At 55.6% G+C, this 11,672-nt stretch carries 9 protein-coding genes; 5 read left to right on the forward strand and 4 right to left on the reverse strand.

Going from position 1 to position 11,672, the window contains the following annotated elements:
- Positions 1-170 precede the first annotated feature (170 nt).
- The 4 genes from ligA to U5J94_RS10075 all read left to right on the forward strand — a co-directional run bounded on the left by ligA (position 171) and on the right by U5J94_RS10075 (position 4,754).
- Positions 171-2,183 carry an NAD-dependent DNA ligase LigA gene (gene ligA / locus U5J94_RS10060; RefSeq protein WP_322565512.1) on the forward strand — a complete coding sequence of 671 codons (2,013 nt, stop codon included), beginning with the start codon at positions 171-173 and terminating at the stop codon, positions 2,181-2,183.
- Positions 2,184-2,219: 36 nt separating this feature from the next.
- Positions 2,220-2,492, forward strand: coding sequence for a hypothetical protein (locus U5J94_RS10065; protein WP_322565513.1), 273 nt, complete (start codon positions 2,220-2,222; stop codon positions 2,490-2,492).
- A gap of 898 nt (positions 2,493-3,390) precedes the next feature.
- On the forward strand, positions 3,391-4,080 hold the full coding sequence (locus tag U5J94_RS10070) for a VIT family protein (protein WP_322565514.1): 690 nt from the start codon (positions 3,391-3,393) through the stop codon (positions 4,078-4,080).
- Positions 4,081-4,259: 179 nt separating this feature from the next.
- A complete protein-coding gene (locus tag U5J94_RS10075) occupies positions 4,260-4,754 on the forward strand; it encodes a hypothetical protein (protein WP_322565515.1) in 495 nt (164 codons plus the stop codon).
- 159 nt (positions 4,755-4,913) lie between these two features.
- Here U5J94_RS10075 and U5J94_RS10080 read toward each other — a convergent pair whose 3' ends face one another.
- From U5J94_RS10080 to U5J94_RS10095, 4 genes are all read right to left on the reverse strand, one after another.
- Positions 4,914-7,622, reverse strand: coding sequence for an ATP-binding protein (locus tag U5J94_RS10080; RefSeq protein ID WP_322565516.1), 2,709 nt, complete (start codon positions 7,620-7,622; stop codon positions 4,914-4,916).
- Between the two features lie 14 nt (positions 7,623-7,636).
- Positions 7,637-7,843, reverse strand: a complete 207-nt coding sequence (locus tag U5J94_RS10085; protein ID WP_322565517.1) for a hypothetical protein — start codon at positions 7,841-7,843, stop codon at positions 7,637-7,639.
- Complete coding sequence (locus U5J94_RS10090) at positions 7,833-8,225, reverse strand: response regulator transcription factor (protein ID WP_322565518.1); 393 nt, start codon at positions 8,223-8,225, stop codon at positions 7,833-7,835. Before U5J94_RS10090 ends, U5J94_RS10085 begins: the two co-directional genes overlap by 11 nt.
- A gap of 235 nt (positions 8,226-8,460) precedes the next feature.
- Positions 8,461-10,053, reverse strand: coding sequence for a helix-turn-helix domain-containing protein (locus tag U5J94_RS10095; protein WP_322565519.1), 1,593 nt, complete (start codon positions 10,051-10,053; stop codon positions 8,461-8,463).
- A gap of 234 nt (positions 10,054-10,287) precedes the next feature.
- On the opposite strand from U5J94_RS10095, the gene U5J94_RS10100 reads away from it, so the two are divergent.
- On the forward strand, positions 10,288-11,625 hold the full coding sequence (locus U5J94_RS10100; protein WP_322565520.1) for a substrate-binding protein: 1,338 nt from the start codon (positions 10,288-10,290) through the stop codon (positions 11,623-11,625).
- The last annotated feature ends 47 nt before the right edge of the window (positions 11,626-11,672 follow it).

An 11,672-nucleotide genomic window follows, 5' to 3' on the forward strand; every position in this document is an offset into this window, starting at 1 on the left:
AGGACGCAGAGTATTTATATAAAAATTACACAAGTTTGATTGAAAAAATCATCAAACTTTTAGAGCTATATGAATATTGGTTTATTTTAAATTTAATAAACTTGTAATTTAACTTTGCGTTCTCTGCGTCTCTGCGGTGAATCTTTTCTAGAATTTAAGTGCGGTCTGTTATGAGTGCTAGTGAGAAAGTCAAAAAACGGATCAACGAGCTGCGCGAGCAGATTGATTATCACAATTATCGCTATTACGTGCTGGACGATCCCGAGATCCCGGATGCGGAATATGATCGCCTGATGCGCGAGCTCGAGGAGCTGGAAGCCGAACACCCCGATCTGGTTACCCCCGATTCCCCGACCCAGCGGGTTGGTGCCACGCCGTTATCCGCCTTTGAGGAAGTCAAACACGAACTGCCGATGCTGTCGCTGGGCAATGCCTTTGATGAGGGCGAGGTCCGGGCATTCGATCGCCGGGCCCGGGAGAAGCTGCAGGTCGAGACCATTGAATATGCCGTGGAACCGAAGCTCGATGGACTGGCCATCAGTTTGTTGTATGAAAACGGCAAACTGGTACGCGGGGCCACCCGCGGTGACGGCACCACCGGCGAGGACGTCACCCAGAACGTGCGCACGATCGAGACCATTCCGTTAAAGCTGCGGGGTTCCGATTACCCGGCACGCCTGGAAGTACGCGGCGAGGTCATTATCGCCAAACAGGATTTTGAGCAGCTCAACAAAACGCGCGAACAAGCCGGGGAAAAAACCTTCGCCAATCCGCGCAACGCCGCCGCCGGCAGTCTGCGCCAGCTCGATGCGCGACTCACTGCCAAACGGCCGCTGTCGTTTTATTGTTACGGCGCGGGGCTGGTGGAGGGCGCCGAGCTGCCGGATCGTCACAGTGCAACTCTGGATCAGTTACGTGAATGGGGCATGCGCACCAACCCCGAGACCCGGGTAGTCGAAGGGATCCAGGGTTGCCTGGATTACTACCAGACGATGCAGGAAAAACGCGACAAGCTCGATTACGAAATCGACGGGCTGGTCTACAAGGTCAATCGCCGGGATCAGCAGGAACAACTGGGGTTTGTCTCCCGAGCGCCACGCTGGGCTATTGCCCACAAGTTTCCCGCCCAGGAGGAGATGACCCGACTGGTTGGTATCGACGTGCAGGTCGGGCGCACCGGGGCATTGACCCCGGTTGCGCGCCTCGAACCGGTACATGTCGGCGGCGTGACCGTCAGCAACGCCACCTTGCATAACCAGGATGAGATCGATCGTCTCGATGTGCGCGTCGGCGACACGGTGATCATTCGCCGCGCCGGGGATGTGATTCCGCAGGTGGTCAGCGTGGTCACGTCCAAACGTGAAGGTAAGCTGAAAAAATACCACCTGCCCAGAACCTGCCCGGTCTGCGGCTCGCAAACCGTGCGTCATGAAGGCGAGGTGGTCACCTATTGCACCGGTGGCCTCTATTGTGCCGCCCAGCGCAAGCAGGCGCTCAAACACTTCGCCTCACGTCGTGCCCTGGATATCGAGGGACTGGGTGATAAGCTGGTGGATCAACTGGTGGATGAAGATTATGTGCATGATCCGGCCGATCTGTTTTGCCTGGAGAAAGACCAACTGGTAAAGCTGGAACGCATGGCCGACAAGTCGGCGCAGAACCTGAAAAATGCACTCAAGAAAAGCCGCAAGACGACCCTGGAACGGTTTATCTATGCTCTGGGGATTCACGATGTGGGCGAGGCAACCGCGCGCTCGCTGGTCAATCACTTCGGTTCACTGGCGGCCGTGATGAATGCTGATAAGGAGGCGTTGATGGCGGTGCCAGACATCGGGCCGATCGTCGCCGAGAGTATCCTGACCTTCTTCAAGCAAAAGCATAATCAGGAGGTCATCGACAAACTGCGCCGTGCGGGTGTGACCTGGGAAGACATCGAGGTCAAACCCGCCGAAGAGCTGCCGCTCAATGGCAAGACGTTCGTGCTGACCGGCACGCTGGAGGAGATGAGCCGTGACGAGGCCAGGGCCGCCTTGCAGGCGCTGGGCGCCAGGGTCACCGGCAGCGTCTCCAAAAAGACCGACTACGTGGTGGTCGGAGCGGATCCCGGCTCCAAAGCGGACAAAGCGGAATCGTTGGGCGTGGAGATTCTGGACGAGGGAGCGTTTCAGAAACTGATAAGCTAGACTTCGTTTCTATAGGGAGCTGAAAGGGGGTTAATCATGGATGATGTTAGTAACAACAGCAAAGATGTTGAAAAGAAATTATATATTGAAGGCCATTTGCTGACTGTCCACGCCTGCTTCGAGGGCGATTCTCAATGGTCATTATCCGTTCAGAATGAAAAAGGAGTGACGACCCACTGGGATGAAAACTTTTCGTCAGCACAGAATGCAATAAACACCGCATTAAAGGCGATCAACGAAGAAGGTGTCGACGAATTCATGGCTTATGACTATTTTGGTTATTTGCATGAAGACGACGACAGTCATTGATTCACGTGAAGCCGTAGACAGGTTGCTCAGTTAACAGTATGCCGGCATAAGCTGATACACACCTCGTTACTCGCTCCTCGTATCTCGCTCCTCCCCGAAGGGGGAGTAGGCCCGATATAGCGAAGCGGTATCGGGCTTTCATCTTACTCCCTCCCCACCAAGGGAACACCCGAGGGCATAAAGGTTAGAGCCTGTCCCGCACTTGATGTGGGGGAGGGGCGATCAAGCATCCAGCTTCTATCTAAATGATCGCCCTCCGGGCGGGCTAAATTTTGAAAGCGCTGACCCGCCAGCGTGCCTCGGGTTTATCTGACGAAGACCGTCCATGGTCTTCGCACTTCGTGCAGCCTCCGGCTGCCCAAATTCGTTCCCGACGAATTTGTCTTTGTCACGCGACAACGAAACGAACCAGGGAAACGCGCCCGAAAGACGCCGCCGGTCCAGCCATTTCCAATGGCTGAACCGGTTCCCTGCGCTTCTCGTTCCAGTCGGGCTCGCCAGATGGCACCTCCGTGTGTCGACTGGTGAGTGCGCGGCTTGTCTCATAGAACCCCTCCGGGTTCATTGCGAGTACCCTGCGCTTACAGCGTCAGGGCAACCCTACCTGTCTTCGATAGGTCAGGGCACCCTGCGCGCACCCTGACGGGCTAATCCTCTTTCCACTGCGATGCTCGGCGGCGTCAGCCGGGATCAAAAACCGATTAGCCGACGTGAGGGAAACTGCTGATATCCAGCCAGATCATCAATGCTTGCCTCGAAGATCCCATGATCAGTTGCTAGTATTAATAGATTCCTGAATGTAACAATAATCTTGATAGGCGGACGTCTGCCTGTAACCGTAAAAGACAGGTGTCTGTTTAACTGCTGTTAGCTGTGATTATAATCAACGGGAGATCATATGAGTCACGCAGAAATCCACAGATCACACCGAGTAGGATGGTTGCGTGCGGCCGTGCTCGGGGCAAATGACGGAATAGTTTCAACTGCAAGTCTTATTATTGGTGTTGCAGCTGCAAACACTGCACATGAAGGAGTTCTTTTAGCCGGTGTTTCCGGCCTGGTTGCAGGCGCTATGTCTATGGCTGCTGGTGAGTACGTATCCGTCAGTTCCCAGTCTGATACTGAAAATGCAGATCTTGAACTTGAGAGAGAATCATTAGAAGAAGATATCGAGTTTGAAAAAGATGAGCTTGCCGCAATATATGAAGGAAGAGGTGTTGAGCCATTGCTGGCACAAAAAGTGGCTGAGCAGCTTATGGCGCATGATGCTCTTGGGGCGCATGCTAGAGATGAAATAGGTATCTCAAAGAGTGGTAATGCGCGGCCAGTTCAAGCCGCGTTTTCTTCAGCAGGAACCTTTTCAATTGGTGCCGCGCTTGCGTTAGTTGTTGCATGGGTGGCGCCGGTTAACTTGCTGATCCTTCTTGTTGCTGTGTTTTCTCTGGTTTTTCTTGCTCTTCTTGGCGGTATTGCGGCGCGTGCAGGTGGCGCATCAATAACTGCCGGTGCTATCAGAGTTACATTCTGGGGTGCACTCGCAATGGCGCTGACGGCAGGAGTAGGCAGAATTTTTGGTGTTGTTGCATAATTTTGCATTTAAAACTTGCAGAGAGCCAGGGGCAGGTCTTTCTTTTTGCCTTTTTTGATTTTAAATTACATGTGAATTCCGGATAGTATACTTATTTCTTGACACGAAGCTGTACCTGGATGGTGACAGGTATGCTGTCCGGATTCGCTGTTCATTTATAAACAAGTTATGGACAAGCCATGTTTCGCTGGATTGTTTTTATCGCGTTATTGCCGTATTCGATCTGGCTGATATTTTCCTATGAGTACCATTTTATCGATAATGTCAATCTGGCGTTCCACGAGGCGGGTCATCTGATCCTTACGCCGTTCGGGAAGACCTGGCATTTTCTTGGTGGCACGATAGGTCAGTTGTTTTTTCCGGTGGCGATTGCGGTCTACTTCTGGCGACATGGCAAAGCCTTCGAGGCCGGTATCGGGGGTGTCTGGTTCGCGGAGAGCCTCATGTATGCAGCACACTACATGAGCGATGCGCGTGACATGCGGATCCCGCTGGTCGGTGGCGGCGTGCATGACTGGAATTTCCTGTTTGCGAAATGGGGTGTTCTGTACCGGGCCGAAGCGATAGGTGCATTTTTTCACGCGCTGGCCGCGATATTGCTGGTGGGTGCACTTCTGTTTATGTTCTGGCAACTCAAAACAGGCAAGCCGGATGCGACAGAACCTTTACCCTGAAGGACCGTTTAGCCGATAATGGCTGACGACTAACGTGCCTGATTAATTTTGCCCGGCCCAAGTGAGTAGGCTGGCATTACTTTCTCTTGCCTTTCCTCGCCACTCGTTCTTCGCCACTGCCCGAAGGGCCTGGGCTTGGCCAGGGATTGTTCAAAAATATCAGGGGTCGTTGGTATTCTCGTCGACCAGGGGGAGTCGCAATCTGAAACGCGTTCCCTGGTTGCTGCTGTTAACGATAGCCAACTCACCGTGCATTTTCTGGACGAGGCGGCGGCTGATGGCAAGGCCGAGTCCGCTGCCGTTCTGATTGGCGGCATTTTCGCTTCCGCGGCTGAATTTTTCGAATACCTGTTCTGTATCAGCAATGCCCGGGCCGTTGTCGCTGATATCCAGTTCGTAGTGACTGCCGGTGTTTCGGCTTTCCACCAGGACCCAGGGCCGGGGGGTGGTGTTATACAGAACGGCGTTGGTTAACAGATTGATGAGTACCTGATAGAGTCGCTCGGCATCGCCGCGCACCTGTGCAACCGTGGCGCGTTCACCGCTATTGAGCGTTACCCGATGTTGTTCTGCCAGGCCGTGGCAGGTCTCCAGTGCGCGATCGATGATGGTTTCCGGGTTGATGGGAGTCGATTCGATCTGCAGATGGCCCTGTTCCAGGTGGCTCATTTCAAGGATTTCATCCAGAAGTCGGGTGAGTCGCAGGCTTTCCTCATGAATGATGCGGATGAACCGTTGGGATTGTTCGTTGGACAGCGTGTCGTTGTTCAACAACAACTCGGCGAAAGAACGAATGGAGGTCATTGGGGTGCGGACTTCGTGGCTGACCTGGCTGAGAAATTCGTCCTTCCGGGCGTCGAGCTGATGCAGGCGCAGATTGGCGCTGCGTAGCTCATCGGCGGTGGCTTGCAGTTGTATTGATTGTTGTTCCAGGCGGTGGCTGTACTCGACGACCTGCTGGGTTTCATCCACCAGTTTGATGATCTCGTCCATGCTGATAGTTTCACCGGTGGCAATCTGGGAGACCAGTGCGTGCGCTGTTGAGGCGCCGATATTACCGGCCAGACGCCGCTCGATAGTCGCGATGCCTTTGGCATCCAGGGGGGGGAGTTGTTGCAGGATCAACTCGCCGCCGGTGAGTTCCTCGAAAAGCTTGTGGGTCTCCGCCGGGCCGAGAATGCGCTGGGTGAGTTTGTATAGATCCTTGATTGCCGCGTGGCGGTGTATCACCTGGGCTTCGCTGCCCACCAGATTGCGAAATACATCAATGAATAATGCGCTTTGCAGTTTCTCAAGTGGCCGGTGCGTCGTCCACACCGACACCAGGACAAACAGCGCGGCGTTGCTGCCCAGGCTCCAGAATACCGAGTGAACCAGCGGGTCCATGCCTTCCAGTCCGAACAGCGCCTGGGGCTTGAGCAGTTCAATCCCCCATGGACCGTATTCGACCAGTGAGGCCAGCGCACCGCCGGCTTCGCTGAGACTCGGGATGAACAAGGTATAGATCCACAGGATAAAGCCGACCGAGAGGCCGGCAATCGTTCCTCTGGTGGTGGCATTACGCCAGTACAACACACCCAGCATGGCGGGGAAGAACTGGGCGACACCGACGAAGGCGATCAGTCCCATGGCCGCCAGCGCGTCGGATTCGCCGCTGAGATGGAAATAAAGATAACCGAGTAACAGGATCACCGCGATAGAGATGCGTCGGGTAATCAACATGAGATGTTTGATGTCTCCACTGGTATTCAGGTTCTGGCGTGGCATACGCAGAAGGAGTGGCACGATAATGTGATTGGAGACCATAATGGACAGGGCGATACTCGAGACGATGACCATGGAAGTGGCCGAGGAGAAGCCGCCGATAAAGGCCAGTAATGCCAGCAGATTCTGATCAGCCGACAATGGCAGAGTGAGCAGAAACATATCCGGGTTCGTTCCTTGCGGCAGCAGGGCGGTCCCGACAATGGCGATGGGCAACACGAACAGGCTGATTAAAAACAGGTACAGGGGAAAGGCCCATGCCGCGGTGCGCAGGTGGTTTTCATCGGAATTTTCCACCACGGTAATCTGAAACTGGCGCGGGAGGCAAACAATGGCGATGGCCGAGAGCACCATCATGTTAATCCAGCGCCAGCCGAACAGCTCATTGTCATAAATGATGCGCTCGGCCGTGGGCAATTGAAAGACCTCATTCACCCCGCCGGCGATCCCGAAAACAACAAACAGGCCCACGGCCAGAATGGCGAAGAGTTTGACAATCGCTTCAAAGGCAATGGCCGCCACTACTCCCGGGTTATGTTCATTGGCATCGAGGTTTCGAGTTCCAAACAGGATGGTGAACAGTACCATGGTCAGTGCGACCCAAAAACCCGGATCGGTATCGGCAATGATGGAAGTGGAAGCACTGTTGTCGCTGGCCAGATTGAATACTTCGAAGCTGGCTGTTACCGCCTTGAGCTGCAGGGCAATGTAGGGGGTTGCAGCAATCACGGCAATACAGGTCACCAGAACGCCCAGTACGGCGCTTTTGCCAAAGCGCGAAGAGATCAAGTCGGCGATCGAGGTGATGCGGTATGCATGCCCGATTCGCACCAGCTTTCGCAGCAGGAACCACCAGCCGACGAACACCAGTGTTGGTCCCAGATAGATCGTGGCGAATTCCAGTCCGTTGCGGGCCGCGGAGCCGACGGCACCAAACAGCGTCCAGGACGTACAATAGACAGAAATTGAAAGTGTATACACCAGGGGGGAACGCAACAGCCGATCACGGCCGGCCCGGGCCCGACGTTCACTGATAAACGCCAGAGCGAATAATATCACCACATAGGCGAGAGCAATAAGCAGGACGAAGTTGGTACTGAGCATGTTCTGCTAACTGCTTAGCCGGTGGAGTCGGACTTCAGCTGTCGCGATATCAGCCATATCCCGATGATCAATACCAGCCAGAGCCCGAAGATATAAAATACAGGCAACGGGATCCCCCACAGAGTAATCTGTCTGGCAAAAATCAGCGCAAGCGGCGGCAGCAGCAGCACAATACCCAGCGCGAGGAGCGATGCCGCACTTTTGGGGGCTCTAGTGATCATACGCCGCGCTCTGTGACTGTCCGACCAGTCGTTCCACACACTGCAGTACCTCGGCGTTGGAAAACGGTTTGGCAATGAAAGCATCAGTGCCGAGTTGCTCGGCCATGGCGCGATCCTTGGCCTGCCCCTTGGCTGTGAGGACCAGTACCGGTAGTTGTCTGAATTCCTCGTCGGCTTTGAGTTCCTTGAGTATCTCGAATCCATTTCTGGTCGGTAGCATAATATCCAGGATGAGCAGATCGGGCCGGGTCTTGCGCAACGCCTCCAGCACCGCGCTGCCATCGGATTCGGCGGTCACCGTGTGGCCGGCCTGACGCAGGATAAAGCTGAGTGCATCGACGATATAAGGTTCATCTTCAGCAATGAGTATTTGTCCGCTCACACACGGTCTCCCTGTTTGAATTATCATTATTCGATTTTATTTTGCTTTTGCGATCGACCTGCCAAAGGCGGGTGTCTGTCAACATAATCTATCAGCAACCGCGTTCGATTTGAATGCCCGAAGACTTTGTTCAAAAGATAGCTTTGGCCTCGCGCACGATGTCCGAAAATAGTGGTGTCACTGCAGTCACAACGTGAAGATGTAATCTCTCCGCGCCGGTCTTGGGAACTCCTGTTCAGCCCGCCTGGGCGGCCCCACGCCCCGACGTGATGGGAGGTTCCTGGCGATGCTGGCAGTCAAGCCGCTGGCACTGGCGACAGGTTGACCCCACCGGCACGGCCGCCCCGGGGGCACGCAGGTCGATGCCCTCGGCATAGATCGTCCGATCGGCATACAGCACTTCACAGGCCAGCATGACCGAGAACATCACCGGTTGGGCGCGGAAGGTGGCGGCACGTTTGGTGACCGTCCGCGCGATCATTAAAAAACGGTTGCCGTTATGGAACTCCCCCAGCTCACGAACCACCCGACCGGGTGTCTGGAAGGCGCTGAACACGGGCCACAACGGGCAGGCATGACCGAAGCGCGGCAGGGAAAGACCAAACAGGGGGAAACGTTTGGAAATATGGCCCGAGGGATCGACGCGCAAAAACGCGAACGGCACCCCTTCGGCCCCGGGCGCCCGCAGTGTGGTCAGCCGGTGGCATATCTGCTCAAAGCCGGCTTCGTATTTCTGACGCAGTATCTCGATGTCATAATGCTGGGTTTGTGCATCTTCCAAAAAGGGTGTGTAGGGGAACAGCGCGGCACCGGCCATGTAGCTGGCGAGCGCCCCCCGCGCCCGGGCCCGGGCGGCGTCGGTGGTCAGTCTGGGGTCGGCGACCAGAGAATTCAGGGTATCCTCAAAGCTCAGTTGCGCGGCAACCCGCATGGTCTGGAAACGCCGGGTGGTGGGCGGAGCGTTGGCCAGAAAACAGAGCACCCGGTTGTCTTTATCGAAATAGCTCTGGTTGTGCCACAGTGCGTCAGGGGACTGATCATAAGCGCTGGTCCGGATTCGGATAGCAAACTTCTCTTCGAGATACTTCACCAGTGCCGCATCAATGTTGCTTCTGTCGAGGCGCTCCAGTTCCCTTCGCAGTTGCAGCCCGGCCTCTTCCACTGCCGGAAAGTAATTGCGCTCGCCAATGATGAAATCGTCCACCTGCTCGGCAGCGGCCAGCGAGGGATCCAGATTGTTTTGCTCTTCGAAATGCGCAACCAGTTCCTGGGTCGTGTCGGTCAGGCGGGTACTCTCGTTATGCAGCATGGTTTCAAACCGGTTGCGCTGCGGCGGGTCAATCGTGCCGTCACTGACCAGGATCTCGGAGATGGAGCGCAGGCTGGTGATCCGGGTGAGGATGGTATGCATGGTGGCTTGCAACCACGGATCCTGGTTCAGGCGATCGTTCAACAGGGAGAGCGCCTGGTTACTGTCCAGGTAGGCGCGATACAGTGCCAGAATCAGGCGGGCCCAGTTGGGATTACGGGCAATGATTTGATCGGCATAGTTGCTCTCGAGATCGATATGACCCAGCACCGGGTCTGCGGCAAGTTCATGCAGATCATCGCGCAGGCGCTGTTCGGTGATGCCGGTCAGTTCCCCCACCTCCAGGCCCAGGGCGGCGGCAAGTCGAGTGGCGAGTCGACCGCCGACCGCGCGCTTGTTGGCCTCGATCAGGTTCAGGTAAGAGGCGGAAATTCCCAGCTCACTGGCCAGGGCGGCCTGGGTTATACCCCGTTCCTTGCGTCGCTCGCGGATCTTGTAACCAATCGCAGCTGCAGTCATGAGCGGTATCGCCTCGCGAAAGTTGTCAATTATTTACATAAGAGTCGAAAATTCGAGCCATCAATTTACAATGTATTGGCTTTTATATCAAACAGTTATTGCTTTAGTTTACAGGCCGCTCTACAGTTGCGGAGCAATATCGCCACACACCGGGGCTCGTCGCTTGTATTTCTCGTGACCTCGGGGCAGGAGGAAATATTTACCAATCCACATCAGCTGGAGGAGAACCAGACTATGAGTGATGATTTCAACAAGAAGCGTCGTGACTTTCTCAAGTCAACGGCAGCACTCGGTGTCGCGGGTATGGCGCCAACCGTTTTTGTTCGCAATGCCTGGGCGCAGGATTTCGTCAATAACCCCGGCAAAGCCGCGGCGATCACCCTGGGCTTTAATGTTCCGCAGACCGGGCCTTATGCCGATGAGGGGGCTGACGAGTTGCGCGCCTTCAAGCTGGCCGTCAAACACCTCAACGGTGAAGGCGACGGCGGTATGCTCAATACCATGAAACCGATGGCCCTGCAGGGCAACGGTATCCTGGGCAAGAAGGTCAATTATGTGACCGGCGATACCCAGACCAAGTCGGACGCGGCACGTGCCTCGGCCAAGCGCATGATCGAAAAAGACGGCGCCCTGATGATCAGCGGTGGTTCCTCGTCGGGCGTGGCCGTTGCGGTACAGTCCCTGTGTCACGAGGCCGGGGTGATGTTCATGGCCGGTCTGACCCATTCCAATGACACCACCGGCAAGGACAAGCGTAAATACGGCTTCCGTCATTTCTTCAATGCCTATATGTCCGGCCAATCCCTGGCACCGGTGCTCGGGGAGCGTTACGGCACTGATCGCAAGGCCTACCATCTGACGGCCGACTATACCTGGGGCTGGACCCAGGAGGAGTCCATCAAGAACGCTACCGAAGGGCTGGGCTGGCAGACGGTTGAAACCGTTCGCACGCCGCTGGGTGCCGGTGACTTCTCCCAGTACATTACCCCGGTGCTGGACTCCGGTGCGGACGTGCTGATCCTCAACCACTACGGCAAGGACATGGTCAACTCCCTGACCCAGGCCGTGCAGTTCGGTCTGCGCGACAAGCAGGTCAACGGTAAGGACTTCCAGATCGTGGTCCCGCTGTTCTCACGTCTGATGGCACAGGGTGCCGGCGAGAACATCAAGGGGATCCTTGGCAGTACTAACTGGAACTGGGCGTTGCAGGACGCGGCTTCACAGGCCTTCGTCAAGTCCTTCGGCCAGGAGTATGGCTTTCCGCCCTCGCAGGCGGCGCATACCTGCTATGTGCAGACCTTGCTGTATGCCAATGCCGTGGAAACCGCAGGCACCTTCTATCCCTGTGAGGTGATCAGTGCGCTGGAGGACTTCCAGTTCGACGGCCTGGGCAACGGCCCGACGCTGTATCGTGGTGCTGACCATCAGTGCTTCAAGCCGGTGCTGGTGGTAGAGGGTAACGATAACCCCTCCAACCAGTTCGACCTGTTGAAGGTGGTCAAACAGGTACCGACCGAGCAGGTCATGTACGATCCCTCCATCTTCGGCGGGGAACTGGGTAGCTGCAAATAAAACGTTTGCGGTCTTACCCCGAGGCACCGGCCCGATTTGCGGGCCGG

The sequence above is a fragment of the Thiohalophilus sp. genome, assembly GCF_034522235.1.
In the GTDB taxonomy this organism is placed as follows: Bacteria; Pseudomonadota; Gammaproteobacteria; order UBA6429; family Thiohalophilaceae; genus Thiohalophilus.